Annotated in this window: 12 protein-coding genes; 8 read left to right on the top strand and 4 right to left on the bottom strand. The window is 62.5% G+C overall.

From position 1 onward, the window contains the following. Window positions 1-123: 123 nt before the first annotated feature. The 6 genes from glgB to HL653_RS16710 all read left to right on the top strand — a co-directional run bounded on the left by glgB (window position 124) and on the right by HL653_RS16710 (window position 10847). A complete protein-coding gene (gene glgB / locus HL653_RS16735; RefSeq protein WP_171745525.1) occupies window positions 124-2277 on the top strand; it encodes a 1,4-alpha-glucan branching protein GlgB in 2154 nt (717 codons plus the stop codon). Beyond that, window positions 2274-4379 (top strand): glycogen debranching protein GlgX, encoded by a 2106-nt coding sequence (gene glgX / locus HL653_RS16730; RefSeq protein ID WP_171745524.1) that lies wholly within the window; start codon window positions 2274-2276, stop codon window positions 4377-4379. Before glgB ends, glgX begins: the two co-directional genes overlap by 4 nt. Further along, complete coding sequence (gene treZ / locus HL653_RS16725; protein ID WP_171745523.1) at window positions 4376-6085, top strand: malto-oligosyltrehalose trehalohydrolase; 1710 nt, start codon at window positions 4376-4378, stop codon at window positions 6083-6085. The genes glgX and treZ overlap by 4 nt, the downstream gene beginning before the upstream one ends. Next, the gene (malQ, locus tag HL653_RS16720) at window positions 6082-8016 is read left to right on the top strand and encodes a 4-alpha-glucanotransferase (protein WP_171745522.1); all 1935 of its coding nucleotides are present in this window, start codon (window positions 6082-6084) and stop codon (window positions 8014-8016) included. The genes treZ and malQ overlap by 4 nt, the downstream gene beginning before the upstream one ends. Further along, on the top strand, window positions 8013-10469 hold the full coding sequence (treY, locus tag HL653_RS16715; protein WP_171745521.1) for a malto-oligosyltrehalose synthase: 2457 nt from the start codon (window positions 8013-8015) through the stop codon (window positions 10467-10469). The genes malQ and treY overlap by 4 nt, the downstream gene beginning before the upstream one ends. 216 nt (window positions 10470-10685) lie before the next feature. Next, window positions 10686-10847: a hypothetical protein gene (locus tag HL653_RS16710; RefSeq protein ID WP_171745520.1), complete on the top strand. Its 162-nt coding sequence runs from the start codon at window positions 10686-10688 to the stop codon at window positions 10845-10847. Window positions 10848-10921: 74 nt separating this feature from the next. Here HL653_RS16710 and HL653_RS16705 read toward each other — a convergent pair whose 3' ends face one another. Continuing rightward, the gene (locus tag HL653_RS16705) at window positions 10922-11152 is read right to left on the bottom strand and encodes a hypothetical protein (protein ID WP_171745519.1); all 231 of its coding nucleotides are present in this window, start codon (window positions 11150-11152) and stop codon (window positions 10922-10924) included. 505 nt (window positions 11153-11657) lie between these two features. Between HL653_RS16705 and HL653_RS16700 the strand changes: the two genes are divergently transcribed. After that, complete coding sequence (locus HL653_RS16700) at window positions 11658-12563, top strand: Ku protein (protein ID WP_171745518.1); 906 nt, start codon at window positions 11658-11660, stop codon at window positions 12561-12563. Beyond that, window positions 12563-15076 (top strand): DNA ligase D, encoded by a 2514-nt coding sequence (gene ligD / locus HL653_RS16695; protein ID WP_171747050.1) that lies wholly within the window; start codon window positions 12563-12565, stop codon window positions 15074-15076. Before HL653_RS16700 ends, ligD begins: the two co-directional genes overlap by 1 nt. Before the next feature lie 21 nt (window positions 15077-15097). Here the strand turns inward: ligD and HL653_RS16690 are convergent, their stop codons facing one another. The 3 genes from HL653_RS16690 to HL653_RS16685 form a co-directional block, all read right to left on the bottom strand. After that, entirely contained in the window at window positions 15098-16402 is a 1305-nt protein-coding gene (locus tag HL653_RS16690; protein WP_171745517.1) for a sodium:proton antiporter, read from the bottom strand. 112 nt (window positions 16403-16514) lie between these two features. After that, a complete protein-coding gene (locus tag HL653_RS24495; RefSeq protein WP_301337930.1) occupies window positions 16515-16643 on the bottom strand; it encodes a hypothetical protein in 129 nt (42 codons plus the stop codon). A gap of 135 nt (window positions 16644-16778) precedes the next feature. Continuing rightward, on the bottom strand, window positions 16779-17891 hold the full coding sequence (locus HL653_RS16685) for a diguanylate cyclase (protein ID WP_171745516.1): 1113 nt from the start codon (window positions 17889-17891) through the stop codon (window positions 16779-16781). Between the last annotated feature and the right edge of the window lie 13 nt (window positions 17892-17904).

Here is a 17904-nt window from a genome sequence, read left to right as displayed (position 1 = left end):
TTAAAATTCGTTTTTTTCTGAATGACTTTGCGGGCTTCCGGTTCCCTGACAAAATAAGGTGAGCCGCCTTGGCACTTAGAGGGTTATCCGGCGTTCGGAGACAGCAACTGAAAGGGGAATGGGGTGCGGCGGACGAAGTCTCGATCGATCGACTGGCTGCACGATCCTTTTTCCTTTCTCGGCCTTCATGAGGGCGTCGTCCGGACCTTTCAGCCGGGCGCGCTCGGTGTCACTCTGGTCGCGGACGACGACACATTCGAATTGGCGGCGGCGGAGCCGGCTGGCCTTTTCGTCGGCGAATACGCAGGTGCTGCCCCCTATCGTCTTCGCATTCGATGGCCGGGCGACATCCTGACCGAGGCGAGTGATCCTTACGCCTATGGCGCCGTATTGGGCGAACTTGACCTCCACCTGATGCAAGAAGGCGCTCACTGGGATCTGCCGCTGCGCCTGGGGGCCAATCCTTGCACGCACGAAGGCGTGACCGGAACGGCTTTCAGCGTCTGGGCGCCAAATGCCCGCCAAGTTAGCCTGATCGGCGACTTTGTGAGCTGGGACGCCCGGCGGTTGCCGATGCGCCTAAGACATGAAGGCGGCATCTGGGAATTGTTCGTGCCCGGCATCGATGCGGGCACACGCTATAAATTTGCCGTGGTGGGTGCCGACGGCGTGACGCGAGAAAAGGCCGATCCACTCGCTCGCGCGACCGAATGCCCGCCAGCGACGGCTTCAATCGTTGCCCCCTCCCCCGCCTTCGACTGGACCGATACCGAGTGGATGCGCACGCGCGGTGATCGTCAGCATGCCGAGGCACCGATCTCGATCTATGAGGTCCATGCTTCCTCCTGGCGGCGGCCATGGGACGGAGGCGATCACGATTGGGATCAACTCGGCGACCAGCTCATCCCTTATCTGGTCGATATGGGCTTCACTCATGTCGAGCTGATGCCGATCATGGAACATCCCTTTGGCGGGTCATGGGGCTATCAGCCGCTCTCGCAGTTCGCGCCGTCGGCCCGATACGGTTCGGCCAAGCAGTTCGCGCGTTTCGTGGATCGCTGCCATTCTGCCGGGATTGGCGTGATCCTCGACTGGGTTCCCGCACATTTTCCGTCGGACGCTCATGGTCTCGCCATGTTCGACGGCACCGCACTTTACGAGCATCAGGATCCCCGCGAGGGCTACCACCCCGACTGGAATACACTCATCTACAATCTCGGGCGGCGGGAGGTGGCGGGGATGCTGATCGCCTCGGCCTGCTGGTGGCTCGAACACTTTCATATCGATGGACTGCGCGTCGATGCCGTCGCCTCGATGCTGTACCGTGACTACAGCCGAAAAGCGGGTGAATGGGTGCCCAATCGTCAGGGCGGCCGCGAAAATCTTGAAGCGATCGATTTCCTGCGACGCATGAACATGGTGGTGGCCGAGCGAGCGCCGGGCGCTATCACGATCGCCGAGGAATCGACGGCCTTCCCTGGTGTGACGGCCCGCCCGACAGATGGTGGGCTCGGCTTTACCTACAAATGGAATATGGGCTGGATGAACGACACGCTCCGCTATGTGGAGCATGAGGCCGTTCATCGCCGCTGGCACCATAACGACATGACGTTCGGACTTGTTTACGCCTTCTCCGAGCGCTTCATACTGCCGCTCAGCCATGACGAGGTCGTCCACGGCAAGAAGTCGTTGATCGCCAAGATGCCGGGTGACCGCTGGCAGAAGTTCGCGAACCTGCGCGCTTATCTGGCTTTCATGTGGGCGCATCCGGGCAAAAAGCTGATGTTTATGGGTGGTGAGATCGCCCAGTGGGCTGAGTGGAACCATGATGGCCAGCTAGACTGGGAAGCGCTGGTGCAAGCCGATCATGCCGGCGTGCAGGCTTTGGTGCGCGATCTCAATACCCTGTATCGCGCTGAACCTTCTCTTCATCAGGGTGATGCTGATGCGCACGGCTTCGCCTGGGTCGTGGGCGACGACGCCGATAACAGCGTATTCGTTTTCCGCCGGAGCACAGCGCACGGTGACCGGCCACTGCTTTGCGTGATCAACATGACGCCGGTGCCGCGCCACCATTACCGAGTAGGCGTGGATGAACCCGGGCGATGGACCGAAATCTTCAACTCCGACGACGCGCGTTATGCAGGCAGCGGCCTGCCCCATGACACGTCCCTCGTCGCAGCAGGCATCTCAAGCCACGGACGGGGCCATTCCCTGGAACTGGCCCTGCCTCCGCTCTCCACCATCATTTTCGCCCACGAAGGATCCGTCATTTGAGCCGTATCCCCGATCGCCTTGAGAGTGGCGCCCCCTATCCTCTCGGCGCCACGTTCGATGGTCTCGGTGTCAACTTCGCTGTCTTTTCTGCCCACGCAGAAAAGATCGAGCTCTGCCTCTTTGACGAGAATGGCCGGCATGAGGTCGCGCGTCTCGAATTGCCGGAATGGACCGACGAGATCTGGCACGGCTATCTTCCGGATGCGCGGCCCGGTTTACTCTACGGCTTCCGAGCCCACGGCCGCTATTCCCCCGAGGAAGGTCATCGTTTCAATCCTAACAAGCTGCTGCTCGACCCCTATACGCGCCGCACCTTCGGTCACGTGCGCTGGCACGACGCGCTTCACGGCTATCGCGTCAATTCCGGCCGGGCCGACCTGAGCTTCGACCGGCGCGACAGCGCGCCGTACATGCCGAAATCAGTCGTTATCTCCAACGCGTTCGACTGGGACAATGATCGCCGACCGAACACGCCCTGGTCCGAGACGATCATCTATGAGGCTCATGTAAAGGGCCTGACCCAGTTGATGGACGCGGTTCCACAAGCCGAGCGGGGAACCTACCGCGCGCTTAGTCACCCAGCCGTGATCGCGCATCTCCAGCGTCTCGGCATTACCGCGATCGAACTGATGCCGGTTCATGGCTTCGTGCAGGATCGGTTCCTGAAGGAGAAAAACCTCGTCAATTATTGGGGCTACAACACTCTGGCCTTCTTTGCCCCGGAGATGCGGTACATGCACGCCGGACACGCAAACGACCTCCGCCTGGCAGTTCGTCGTCTTCACGCAGCCGGCATCGAGGTCATCCTGGATGTCGTCTACAATCACACGGCCGAAGGCAGCGAACTTGGCCAGACCATGTCGTTCCGCGGCCTTGATAACGCCACCTATTACCGGTTGCAGAAAGACAATCCGCGCTACTGCGTCAACGACACGGGCACCGGCAACACGTTCAATCTCGATCAGCCGCGCGTACTCCAGATGGTCACGGACTCGCTTCGGTACTGGGCCGAAAGCTACCGCATCGACGGCTTCCGCTTCGATCTTGGAGCCACGCTCGGGCGGACCGGCGATGGCGCATTCGACCCTGGCGCCTCGTTTTTTGATGTCTTGCGCCAGGATCCCGTGCTGGGTCGCCTGAAGCTGATCTCAGAGCCTTGGGATATCGGTCCTGGCGGCTATCAACTCGGCAATCACCCGCCGGGATTTGCCGAATGGAACGACAAATTCCGCGACAGCACCCGACGGTTCTGGCGTGGCGATGCCGGCATACGGCCGGAATTTGCAGCGCGTATCTCCGGCTCCGGCGACCTTTTCGATCGCCGCGCCCGCCGCCCGTGGGCTAGCGTGAACTACGTTGCCAGTCACGACGGCCAGACGCTGACAGACATCGTGCAATATGAACAGCGCCACAACGAGGCCAATGGAGAGGATAATCGCGACGGTCATTCAGACAATCTTTCATGCAACTGGGGTCATGAGGGACCGACCGAAGATCCAGAAATCAATGCGGTCCGCGAGCGCGTTCGCCGATCGATGCTCATCACCGTCCTGGGTTCTCTCGGTACACCGATGTTGCTGGCTGGCGACGAATTCGGTCGGACCCAGCACGGCAATAACAATGCTTATGCACAGGACAACGAAATCAGCTGGCTCGACTGGCAACAGGCAGAAAGCGAAGAGGGAAACAGCCTGATACATTTCGTCCGGCGACTGATCCTGATCCGGAAGCATTATCCACTCGTGCGATCCAGCGCGTTTCTTTACGGCGAGGAACTTGCACCCGGCATCAAAAATATCGACTGGTTCGACGAACGCGGTCAGCGCCTCTCACCCGAAGACTGGCAGAATCCTGAGGGCAAGGCGCTCGTCATGCGCCGAGCCTGCCTCGCCGCCGATGGCACATTCGAAGCGATCACCATGCTGATGAATGGCAGCCAGGCGACAATCGAGTTTTCCTTGCCGGAACCGCACGAACATCGCCGCCTGCTGGTCGACAGTTCCGACACTGGGATCGGCGAGCGGGATCTGACGGACAAGACCATCGAGGTTCGCGATCGCACGGCCATTCTGATCTATTCAAGCGGACCGATCGAGGAATGAAATGGGGGGCCGAACCCATCGCGCCGGATCGCACGCGCTTCGCGATCTGGGCCCCCGCGCTAGATCGTCTTACGCTGGAGATAGACGGGCAAACCGAACGCGACATGGCGCGTCTGCCCGACGGCTGGTTCGTGATCGAGGCACAGGTCGGCGCCGGTATCCGGTATCGCTTCCGGCTACCCGACGGACAGATTGTGCCCGATCCCGCCTCGCGCGCCCAGGCCAATGACGTTCATGGCTGGAGCATTGTCACAAGCTCTGCCTATGACTGGAAGCATAAGGGCTGGCGAGGGCGCCCATGGCGTGAAAGCGTCATCCAGGAGGTCCATGTCGGGGCGGCGGGCGGATATGCAGATCTGGCTGCGGGTCTTCCCCACCTCGCCGCGACGGGTTTCACGACACTTGAATTGATGCCTTTGGCGGCGACCGCGGGTGCCCGCAACTGGGGCTATGATGGCGTGCTGCCCTACGCACCGGCGCCGGCCTATGGTACCCCGGACGATCTGCGCGAGTTCATTGACAAAGCTCATGGCTCGGGCCTGAGCGTGCTGCTCGATGTGGTCTACAACCATTTCGGACCGGATGGGAATTACATCTCCCTTTACGCACCCGGCTTCTTCAAGCCCGATGTTCATACGCCGTGGGGCGGCGCGATTGATTTCCAAAAGGAGCCGGTCGCCCGCTTCTTCATCGACAATGCTCTGATGTGGCTGGAGGACTATCGATTTGACGGGCTGCGGCTCGATGCCGTTCACGCGATTGCCGACAATGTTTTTCTGGATCGCCTGTCGAGCGAGATCCGATCGACTTTTCCAGATCGCCACATTCATCTGGTTCTCGAGAATGAAAATAACGACGCTGCAAGGCTGGAGCGCAACTATGACGCGCAGTGGAACGATGACTTTCACAATGTCGTCCATGTTCTGCTGACCGATGAACATCATGGCTATTATGGCGGGTTCGCCGATCAGCCAGCGGAGAAACTGGCGCGGTGCCTGGCAGAAGGTTTCGTGCATCAAGGGCAGCCCGACCAACAGGGCAAGGCACGCGGCACTCCGAGCGGCCATCTGCCGCCGGCCTGTTTCGTCACGTTCCTTCAGAACCACGATCAGGTCGGCAATCGCGCGCTTGGTGAGAGATTGACGGTACTGGCCGCGCCGGAGAAACTGAGAGCGGCCACCGGTCTGCTTTTGCTCTGCCCGCAGATACCTTTGACCTTCATGGGCGATGAGACGGGATCGCGCTCGCCGTTCCTGTTTTTTACCGACTTCCATGACGCCCTGGCCGATGCGGTGCGCGAGGGACGGCGCGGCGAGTTCGCGACATTTCCCGCCTTCGCTGATCCGGATGCCCGCGACCGCATCCCTGATCCCAACGCGCTCGCGACCTTCGAATTGTCCCGTCCCCTGCCCGGCCCGGATGCAGACGAATGGCGAGGTCTCTATGCGCGGCTGCTCAAGATCCGCCGGGACCGGATCGTGCCCCATCTTGATGACGCCCATGCCCTCGGCGCCGAGGCGATCGGCAGGAAGGCGGTACTCGCGCGTTGGCGGCTGGGTCAAATCATCCTGACCGTGGCAATCAATCTGGACGATGTGGCGGTCGCAGCGCCGCCAATCGAAGGCATGTTGCTGGAAATGATCGGCTCCCCGGTCGCAGGAGCAATGCTCGCACCGGCAAGCTGCGGCGCCTGGATCGCGGAATGAGCGACGCTGCCGTCCTCCGTCTGGCAAAGGCTGCCGGCATTCTGGTCGATTGGGAGGATGCGACGGGCGGGGCCCGGCGCGTCTCGATCGGGAATTTGCGTGCGATCCTGTCGGGCCTCGGCTTCGGCTGTGAAAGCGCCGGTCAATGCGACGACAGCATTATCCGGCTTGAGACCGAGGCGTCCGATCATTGTCGGATAATCGACGCCGGAGCGCGGCTCGTCGGCCTTTCAGGTCGGGGTCTGCTCCATTTTGAAGATGGTAGGACCCTGGATCTCGATCTGGATGATGCTCCGGTTGTTACCGAAACGGGATATCACGAGCTGGATTGGGCAGGTGGTGTGCTGCCCGTCATCGTCGCTCCGCAGCGCGGCCAGTCGGTTCCCACCGCAGGCCCGCGCCCCTGGGGCCTGTCCGTCCAGATTTATTCTCTGGTGGGCGACGGAGCGTTCGGAGACTTTCGTGCACTTGCCGACTTCGCCGTCCATGCGACGCGCGTCGGCGCGGACGCGGTCATGCTGAGCCCGGTTCATGCGCTCTTCACCACCGACCCAGGTCGCTATAGCCCTTATTCTCCCTCCAGCCGGTCGTTTCTTAATCCCTGGTATGGAGATCCCGGCGGCGTCCCGCCGCTGCCTTCGACTGGAGACCTCATCGACTGGCCCGCCGCAGTGGCTGCCAAACTCACCGCATTTCGTCAGGCTTATGCGCGCGCCGGCTCGGATCCTGCCTTTCTCGATTATGTTGCTCATGCTGACAACGCTCTGACGCAGCACGCCTTGTTCGATGCGCTCTACGCCCATTTCTTCACCAGTATCGGGGCGCGAGGTTGGCAGGCATGGCCCGCGGAATTTCGCCAGCCGGGTTCTTCCGCCGTCGCGGCCTTTGCCAGAGAACAGGCTGAGGCCATCGACTTTCACATGTTCCTGCAATGGCGCGCCGAAGCAGGGATGGCCGAAGCAGCTCAGGCTGCGGCCGGCATGCGTATTGGCCTCGTCGGCGATATTGCGGTCGGCATTGATGCCGGTGGCAGTCATGCATGGGCACGCGGTGACGAACTTATGCTGGGTATCAGCATCGGCGCCCCGCCCGATGCCTTTCAGGCGGCCGGCCAGAACTGGGGCATCACCAGTTTCTCCCCCGCGGCCCTTCGCGCCAAAGCATATCGTCCTTTTCTCGATCTGTTGCGTGGCGCGATGCGGTACGCTGGTGGTGTACGAATAGATCATGCGCTGGGTTTGCGGCGACTATGGCTCGTGCCGAACGGCGCCTCGCCTTTGGACGGCGCTTATCTCTGCCAGCCCGAAGCCGACCTTTTGCGCCTGATCGCGCTGGAATCCGAGCGCAATGCCACGATCGTCATTGGTGAAGATTTGGGGGTCGTCCCGCCTGGCCTGCGAGAAATGCAGGCGGAACGCGGCCTTCTTGGAATGCGTGTGCTGCCGTTTGAACGCGACAAAGGTGGGGACTTTCGTCCTCCTCGCAACTGGGACGTCGCGTCGGTCGCCATGACGAGCACCCATGACCTGCCGCCTGTCGCCGGCTGGTGGAAGGGTCGGGATATTATGTGGCGGGAAACGCTCGGCGCTGCCGGCGAACGGATCGCGGAGCGTTCGGACCGCGCCTTGGATCGCACGCGCCTCTGGCAAGCCTGTTGCGCCGCGGGCGTCGCCCAGGGCCCTGAACCCGCGGCCGAGACCCCCGCCCCGGCGGTAGACGCGGCAATCGGACTGGTCGCCAAGGCGGCCAGCGCACTCGCGATCGTCCCCATCGAAGACCTTGTCGGTCTCGACGAGGCGCCGAACCTACCCGGCACTGTGAACGAGCATCCCAACTGGCGACGTCGCCTTCCGGCTTCCGCCGAGGCGCTATTCGCACGCCAGGATGTTGCCGGCCGTGTTGCCCGTATCGCCGAGGAAAGGGAAACATGATCCCGCGCGCGACCTATCGCATCCAATTCCATGCGGGCTTCCGCTTCGATCAGGCGGCCGCCCTGAGCGGATATCTGGCGGATCTTGGCATCAGCCACCTGTATGCATCGCCGATCGCCAAAGCGCGCAAGGGCTCGACCCATGGATATGATGTGGTGGACCCCACTGCGATCAATCCCGAGCTTGGCGGGGAAGACGGTTTCCGAGCGATGGCGGCGGCTTTGCGGGCCCGCGGCATCGGGATCATCCTCGATATCGTGCCCAATCACATGGCGGTCGGTGGAGCCGACAATACATGGTGGATGGATGTCCTTGAGAAAGGCTCGGCGAGCGCCTTTGCGCGCTACTTTGACATCAACTGGGCGGCATCTGATCCCGCTCTTCACGGTAAGCTTCTAGCTCCTTTTCTGGGAGTTCCTTATGGCGAAGCACTCACGTCTGGCGCGCTTGCGCTTGCAGACGACAGCAGTGCGATCGTTGTCCACGACACCCACCGATTTCCGATCCGGGCGGAGGATCGTATTGGGGCTGCCTTGGAGTGCGGCACGACTGCGGGCCTGCACGCGCTGCTGGAACGCCAGCATTATCGCCTGGCTTGGTGGCGCACAGCGGCCGACGAGATCAACTGGCGACGATTTTTCGACATCACCGAACTGGCCGGCCTGCGGGTTGAGGATCCTGTCGTCTTCGACACGCTCCACGAATTGCCATTTCGTCTCTTTCGCGAGGGCCTGATCGATGGCGTCCGCGTCGACCACGTCGATGGTCTGGCTGATCCCGCGTCCTATCTCCGCCGCTTGAGTTCAGCCCTGTGCGATGGTCGCTCCAAGCCTGGCTATCTCGTGGTGGAAAAGATCCTCGCGTCGGACGAACGTTTGCCGAAATGCTGGGGCACGGATGGCACCAGTGGCTATGACTTCATGAATGAGGTTTCGGCGCTTCTGCACGATCCGACCGGAGAACCAGCGCTCACAGGCTATTGGTCCCGTCAGACAGGACGGTCGGCCTCGTTCCACGACGAAGAACAGCTCGCGCGCGCAGAAACACTCGAACGCACCTTTCCGGCGCAATTGTCGGCAGTCGTCGCGGCATTTCATCAGATCGCCCGCGCGGACATTCAATGCCGCGATATCAGCGAAGGCATGATCAGACGGGCCTTGCGAGGCCTGCTGCTCAACTTCGACGCGTACCGAACCTATGCGGGGACCTCTCAAGACGGGTGCGAACGGCTGCAGCGAGCCGCGGCCCTCGCCCGGCACACCGCCGCGTCGGGGGAAGCCGAGATGATCGATCTCTTGGTAAACTGGATCCTAGACGCAAAAAGGGGCCCCCTTTTTGCCGATGCAGCGCGTCGCTTTGAACAGCTAAGCGCTCCGCTTGCAGCGAAAGCCATCGAGGATACCGCTTTCTATCGTTACGGACGCCTTTTGTCGCGCAATGACGTCGGATTTGATCCCGCGCGCTTCTCGCAAGATGCAGCGACCTTCGTGGGGCGCGTCACCGGGCGTGCGAAGGATTTCCCATTTGCGATGCTGACGACGGCGACCCACGACCATAAGCGCGGTGAGGATGTGCGTGCTCGTCTCGCAGTTCTCAGCGAGATCCCGAAACAATGGGAAAGCTTTGTCGCGCATATGGAGGAACGCGACCTCGGTCGATCGGTCGATCCCGGCGATCGGCTTATGATCCTCCAGACCATCGTGGGGGCGTTTCCTTATGATCCAGATGAGGTTCATGCACTTTCCGATCGTGTCGCGGCATGGTCACGGAAATCGGTAAGGGAAGCCAAACTCCGGTCCTCATGGACGGCGCCCGACGAGGTATATGAAGAACATTGTGCGACGTATGTCCGAGCGCTCCTGGCTCATGATGGTCCGCGCAACTCTATTCAGACTTTTGTCGCGGGCATCGAGGCAGCAGGAGCCATCAATGGGTTGACACAGACCCTCCTGAAATACGTGCTTCCCGGCGTTCCCGACTGTTATCAAGGATGTGATTACTGGGATCTCAGTCTTGTCGATCCCGATAATCGTCGTCCGGTCGATTACCTAGCGCGTCGTGATGTCGCCAAGTGGGACGATCGCCTTAATCTGGCGGCTCACTGGCGAGACGGGCATATCAAACAGGCTCTCATCTCCGGCCTGGCCGCGCTCCGGCGCGCAGTGCCGGATGTGTTTTCGGCGCCGGCCGAACTGCTTGAAGTTAGAGGTGACCGAAAAGACAATATCATCGCGGTCAGGCGTAGAAGCGGAACTGCAACGCTCTTTGCTCTGGCTCCCTTGCAATGCGCTTCCGGTATCGGCGACGAAAACAACCTGTCCATCTCGTCCGAGTGGTTGGGTGCGACAGAGATTTCCCTGTCCGACGGCAAAGACGAGGACGCGGCTCAATGGGTTCGTGTAGCCCCCCTGTTGCGATCGTCCCCCGTTGCCTTTTTCGTCGATCACCCATGAGCTGCGAGATCCTCGGACCGGTTCAGCGACGCGGTAGCACAATTTTGTTGGAGCCAAGCTCGGTGGTCGAGTGGGATTTGTCATGAACCGAAACGACGTAAATCCTGCCACACAGAACGAGCTTACGGTCCGCGCCCTAGCCGAACAGATTAGTGATGGAACGATGGCACAGACGCTGCGGTTCGGACGTTGTTAAACGTTCGAGAAGGAGCAACCATGCCAGATAAGAAGACCGAGAAACGACCTTTGCGGAACATGATCATTTTTCTCACTGTCGCAGCGGCGATTGCGGTTGCCATCCTGGCCTACACTGCACGTAGCCCGGGCCACCTGAACAGTCCGGCGGAACGGGATGCGGAAAAGGTCAGTCGGCAATAACCGGCAAGGGGCAGCCCCTGGTCTGTCCAACGTCCTGTGCACGAGATCCGATTTGGACAGATATGGCGCTGCGTTCAGATCGACGCATAGGGATGATGCTGCCTGATCACTGCTGCAGCGGCCCTGATCGCCCGATTTTGCGCTGGATTGCCAGCCGGCCAGATGCGCCAGTTTGTGATAACGTTGAACGCGATGGGGCGGACGCGGACCTTCCCAATGGCACGCTGCCATTCGCGCGCGCATCCGCCTGAACCCGCCACGAGGGTCTCGACCAGCAGGGCATGTATCTCGGCGGCAGTAAGCATCGGGAATGATTATACATTTCCAAGATCTGGAAAGCTACTAGATCGTCAGCTCGGGTGATCGTCTCATCCATCCCCCCTATCAGCGCCCGAAGGCCCGTTGACCCGCACGGAGGCTCCCGATGTCGTTCATTCGAGCTGTGCTGCAGCCTCTCTTCAAGCGCGCGAGATGTAGCGGTTAAATCTTTTCTAATGAGCTGTGCTTCTTCGATCGCTCCATCGCCCAAGACCTTTGCGAGCAGCCTCCGTTCGCGTGACACTTCGCTTTCCACCACATTGCGCCGTTCGATCGCGAAGCGCCCGAACGGTATGGGGACGATTTTACTCTATCCTCGCCAGATCACGGATTTGCGGCGTCTCCCTGCAAGAAGCGACTGACAGCGCAGTGTCTGATCTTGACCTCCGTGCCGACGGCCAAGGCGAGCAATCTCAAAAAATCCCATAGGTAATCCGCGTGGAACCGGCCGTTCGGCTCCGAATTGATAGGCATCGCTTTTGGAGACTTCCCATGCCCGCGCGCGCTTATTGGCAAGGCCAGATCCGGCTCGCGCTGGTTTCGATCCCGGTCGAGATCTATTCCGCCACAAGGAGCGGCGCGACCGTCTCGTTCCGCCAGATCCACGAGCCCTCCGGCAAGCGCATTCATTACGAGAAGGTGGTGGACGGGATCGGCCCGGTCGATCCCGAAGAGATCATGAAGGGCTTCGAATATGAGAAGGGCGAGTTTGTCCTGCTCGACGAGAAGGAGATCGAAGGCGTCAAGCTGGAGAGCAAGAAGACGCTGGAGCTGACTCAGTTCGTCGACGCCCACGAGGTCGACGCCATCTATTACGACAAGCCTTATTATGTCGTTCCGGCCGACGATCTGGCCGAGGAAGCGTTCGTCGTGCTGCGCGAGGCGCTCCGCAAGACGCGCAAGGTGGGGCTGGGCCAGCTGGCGCTGCGCGGCCGCGAATATGTGGTGAGCCTGAAGCCGTGCGGGCGTGGGCTGGTGCTGGAGACGCTGCGCTACGCCGACGAGGTGAACAAGGCGGCGAGCTATTTCCGCGACATCCCCGATGTGAAGCCGGACGAGGATCTGCTCGATCTCGCCACGACGCTGATCGAGAAGAAATCGGGCAAGTTCGACGCCTCGGAATTTCACGATCGCTATGTCGATGCGCTGCGCGATCTGATCGCGCGCAAGCGTAAGTCGAAATCGGGCAAGGTCAGCCTCGATACGGACGATGATCGCCCAGCCAAAGGCGGATCGAACGTGATCGATCTGATGGCCGCGCTCAGGAAGTCGCTCGACAAGCCCGCCGCCGGCACGGCCGCGAAGAAGCCCGCGTCCGCCAAATCCGCACCCGCCAAGGCCGCGCCGAAGAAGCCTCCGGTGAAGAAGCCCGCCCCCCGCACCCGCAAGAGCGCATGATGGCGCGCGCCGATCCGCTCGCCGCCTACAATGCCAAGCGCGATTTCAAGCGCACCAAGGAGCCGAAGGGCGCCCCCGCCGATGCGGGCGACGGCCATCTCTTCATCGTCCAGAAGCATGACGCCACCCGCCTACACTGGGATTTCCGGCTGGAGATGGAGGGCGTGCTCAAAAGCTGGGCGGTGACGCGCGGCCCCTCCCCCGATCCCGACGACAAGAGGCTCGCCGTCCGCACCGAGGATCATCCTTTGTCCTATGCCGGCTTCGAGGGCACGATCCCCAAAGGCGAATATGGCGGCGGCACGGTGATGCTGTGGGACGTCGGCACATGGGAACCAGTCGGCGGCAAGGATCCCGCGAAGACGATCGAGAAGGGCCATGTCCACGTCCTGCTCCATGGGCGGCGGATGCAAGGCGAGTGGCTGCTAGTGCGGATGAAGCCCCGGCCGGGCGAGAAACGCGAGAACTGGCTGCTGCGCAAAGTGGCGGATGCCCATGCCGGCGCCTCGGGCGATCTGGTCGAAACCGGGCTCACCTCGGTCGAGAGCGGACGCAGCATGGCCGAGATCGCCCGGGGCGGTGATCCGGTCTGGCATTCCGACACGGCCAAGGCGAAGGCGGACAAGGGCGCCGCCAATGCGCCGGGTAAGGCTCCGCTCAAGGTACCCCGCCCCCGCCGCTCCGCCACCCCGCGCAAGCCCCCCCGCTTCCAGCCGGTCCAGCTCGCCACCCTCACCGATACGGTTCCCGGCGGTAGCGGCTGGATCCACGAGGTGAAGCTCGACGGCTATCGCACCTTGCTGGCCTGCGGCGATGGCGCGGCCAAAGCCTATACGCGCACCGGCCTCGACTGGTCGGATCGCTTCGCCCCGATCGTCGCTGCCGCCGCGACGCTAGCCCCGCAAGGCGCGCTGATCGACGGCGAGGTGATCGCGCTCGACGAGGACGGGCGGCCGAGCTTCTCCGCCCTGCAGGCCGCGTTGCAGGACGGCGGTGACCTCCATTATTTCGCGTTCGACCTCCTGGAGGAAGGCGGCGAGGATCTGCGCGATCTCGGCCAGATCGAGCGCAAGGCGCGTCTCTCCGCGCTGCTGGAGGGTGTCGCGCCCCCGATCCACTATACCGAGCATGTCGAGAAAGGCGGCGAGGCGCTGTTCGATCGGCTGTGCCGAGACGGCTATGAGGGGATCGTCTCCAAGGCGGCCGACGCGGCCTATCGCGGCCGGCGCACGCGCCAGTGGCTCAAGATCAAATGCACGCGCCGGCAGGAGTTCGTGATCCTCGGCTATCTGGAAAGCGGCAAGGCCGGGCGCGACCTGCGATCGCTGCTGGTCGGCGTGCAGGAGAATGGCGCGCTGCGTTATGCCGGCAAGGTCGGCACCGGCTTCGATGCCGCCACCCGTGACAGGCTGCTCGCCCGGCTGAAGCCGCTCGCCCGCAAGACGGCCCCCGCAGACGTGCCCAAGGCGGCCGCGCGCGGCGCGCATTGGGTGGCGCCCAGGCTGGTCGCAGAGGTCGCCTTCGCCGAATTTACGGCGGAGAAGGTGCTGCGCCACGCCAGCTTCTTGGGCCTGCGCGAGGACAAGCCCGCGAACGATGTGACGCTGGAAACTCCCGTCCCCACCAAAAGCGCTGCGAGGGACAACAAACCGTTCGGCATCGCCATCTCGCATCCCGAACGCATCGTCTTTCCCGACAGCGGCGCCACCAAGGGCGATCTCGCCGCTTATTATGCCGCCATCGCCCCGCCGATGCTGCGCTGGCTGGCCGATCGCCCCGTCAGCCTCGTCCGCTGCCCGCAGGGGCGCGGCAAGCATTGCTTCTTCCAGAAGCATGACAGCGGCAGTTTCGGCGGCAAGGTTTCCACCGTCGCGATCCGCGAAAAGAAGGGCGGCGAGGAGGAGTATCTGGTCGTCGACAGTGGCGCGGCGATGCTCACCTGCGTCCAGATGGGCACGATCGAATTTCACGGCTGGGGCGCCCCCGCCAGCGACGTCGAGCATCCCGATCGCATGGTGTTCGATCTCGATCCCGACGAGGGGCTGGATTTCGCCGCCGTGCGCGATGCCGCGCTGCTGCTGCGCGATCATCTCACCGAGCTGGGGCTGCGGAGTTTCGCGATGGCTTCCGGTGGCAAGGGCGTCCATGTGATCGTGCCGCTGGATCGGAAGGCCGGCTGGCCGGAGGTCAAGGATTTCGCCAGCCGCTTTTCGCGCGCGCTGGCGCAGGCGCAGCCGGCGATCTTCACGGCCAACATGCGCAAGGCCGATCGCAAGGGCCGGATCTTCCTCGACTGGCTGCGGAACGAGCGCGGAGCGACGGCGGTGCTGCCTTATTCGGTCAGGGCACGGGAGCGTCCGACGATCGCGGCGCCGATCAGCTGGGAGGAGTTGGCCTCCCTGCAGGATGCGAAACCCTATTCGATCCGCGATGTCGATGTCCTGCTGGAAAGGGCGAAATCGCCCGCTCTGGAAGACTGGCACCGCGCGGAGCAATCGCTGCCGGACCTTTGACGACGCCGTCAGGGCGATCGGTCAGGACGGATGCCGCGAGGCCCCGTCATGTGCCCCGTCGTCCGCAGCCGGATCGCGGCCATGGCGCCTGTCGAGCGACCGCATCGCCGGCGTGACGGTGAGGCCGTGCAGAAGGATCGATATCAGCACGACCAGGCTCAGCAGCGCCCAGAGCCCGCTCTGGTCGCCGGCCTTCATGTGGTTGAGGCCATAAGCGAGATAATAGAATGAGCCGACCCCGCGGATGCCGAAGAAGGCCAGCATCAGCTTCTCGCTGCGATGCGCCTTGAAGCCCAGCAGCCCGATCATCGCGGCGATCGGGCGCACCGCGAACAGGATCAGGATCGCCGCCAGCACCTCCCGCCAGCCGAGCGGCGAAAGCAGCCCGTTCACCAGCGCGCCGCCGAACAGCAGCAGCCCCGCCATCATGGCGATGCGCTCGATCTGCTCGGTAAAGTCGTGCATCTCGCGCTGGAATGCGTGGCTTCGATGCGCGTGCCGGATCGCGAGCGCGGCGACGAACACGCCGAGAAAGCCGTAACAGCCCGCCAGTTCGCAGAGCGCGTAAACGATCAGAGTCGCCGAAATGGCGATCACGCCGTCGCCCGTCTGGGCGAGCTTGCTGTCGGCCGGAATGTGGAAGGTGATCCATCCGAACAGCCATCCGATGATCCAGCCGATCGCGATGCCCGCCGCCGTTTCCCAGATCACGCTGTGCAGTACCCATTCGGTCACCCACGGCCCGCCGCTGGCGGCCGCCGCCGCCAGCGCGATCGCCAGATGCACGAACGGGAAGGCCAGTCCGTCATTCAGCCCGGCCTCGGACGTGAGGCCGAAGCGCACCTCGTCATCCTCGCCCGATGTGGGCGGCCCCACCTGCACCTCGGCCGCCAGCACGGGATCGGTCGGGGCCATCGCGCCGCCGAGCAGCAACGCGAGCGGTAGAGGCAGCCCCAGCAGCCCGACCCCGATGGCGGTGACCGACGCGATCGTCAGCAGCATCGTGGGGCCCAGCAGCCGCCACGTCACCGCCCAACGTTTCCAGCCGAAGATGCGATCGATCTTCAGGCCCGCCCCCACCAGGGCGACCAGCACCACGAACTCGGTGAAATGTTCGACGAACCTGGGATATTCGCCGGGCAGCGGCACCACGGGCGTCGGCGCATATCGTCCGAGCAGCGCGCCGATGGCGATGCAGACGATCGGCAGCGACAGCGGCAGGTTCCTGAGCGCCAGCGGCAGCCAGGCCACGAGGGCGATCAGCAGACCGACGCCGAGCAACGCCAGAATATAGGGTTCGGGTGGCCAGACGAACAATGGGGGCATGCAGGGCAAACCAGCGAGCGCGCCGTGCGTTCATCGGCCCGTCCGATTGCGAGACCGCCGAGGCGAGCGATGTGCGGCTTTGCGCCGTGGGAGCGGCTCGAAAGGGCCCCGCTCAGCCCCCGTCCAGATCGTGGGGGCGTGACTGGTGCACCGCGAACTCCCGTTTCTCCGGGCGGATGTAGATCGAGGTCAGCTCCGGCACGGCCGCCTTCATGCGCGTCTCCATCTCCTCGATCAGCATCTCCGCGCCGCCCATGGAGAGTGAGGAAAACGAGGACGAAATAGACTACGGGGTGGAGATCATTGAGCGCTTAAAATACCGCCCTCGGAAACGCCTTCGCGGTGGGGCGGCTTGATTGTCCTCCGCCCGTCTGTGTCAGTCAACGGCAACACGGCCCCTGCCCGCTGCTTTGGCATTGTACAGGTTGCGATCCGCGCGTGCCATAACGCCAGACAGGTCGTCCCCAGCGTTGGGAACCGCTACTCCCAGGCTCGCAGTCGCCATGGGGACGCCGGGAGACCATACCCTCATTGAATTCAACAAATCCTCGGCGATCCTGGCTGCCCGTTGCACGTCCGCATCGGGAACGATCGCGATAAACTCATCTCCTCCAAGCCTTGCAAGAACTCCGCGTTCGGCTTCGAGCACTTCATTGGCACGCGTGGCAAAGTTTGTGAGCACCTTGTCGCCGGCCGCATGTCCAAAATGATCGTTGATCCGTTTAAAATGGTCGATATCGACCAAGATCACGGCGGCATCGACCTCCGAACGCTCGCCTCGGTAATGCTCTAGCCATGCCCGATTTCGGACACCCGTCAGCGGGTCGCGCAAGGCCTTGTCGCGCAATTTGGCCGTCGCTCGCTCGGCCGGCATTGCCATGAGGGCGATGTTGAGGGCTGCCAGCAGCAGTTGATCAGCGAGCATCGGCAATACGGCGGCCAGATGCAGATGTCCGAGCCCATAATGCCCCGCTACAGCTGCGATGATATAGGTCGGGACATAACCCAACATCGCGATGCCGGCGAAACGCTGCCCCAGCAGCATGTCCTTGCCCCGGGCGAAACTAAGGCAAGAGCCAACCAACGCCTTGGATGTCGCCAGCCCTGCAAGCGCCAGATCCGGAGCGAGACCAACGGGAAGAAGATTGGTGAGGGGATGGAACACCGCCAGCATGGGAACAATGAGCGCGACTGCCATCACGCCCATCTCGTATCCGCGATCATACAAGCTGCGGTGGAATGACCGGACACCTGTCATGATCAGCACGTCCGTGGCAGCCAGCAGACCGAATATGAGGGGCATGAGGACAGAGTGAGGAGCGATCCGCGCGAACAATTCCAAAACGAGGGCGTAAAGCGCCGAACTCGCCGCCCAATGGAGCAGGAAAGATTGCCGTCGACCGACAGCCCAGAAAGCAAAGAACATCGCGGCAAATGCGATGCTGCTGAGCATGCTGCACAGGCGCAGCGTCGCCAGGTCAGGTAACATTCCTATCATCTAC

Origin of the sequence: Sphingomonas sp. AP4-R1 (assembly GCF_013113735.1) — a bacterium.
Taxonomy (GTDB): domain Bacteria; phylum Pseudomonadota; class Alphaproteobacteria; order Sphingomonadales; family Sphingomonadaceae; genus Sphingomonas_I.
Note: the sequence above shows the minus strand (reverse complement) of the source record. Positions and strands in the feature narration are given on the sequence as shown.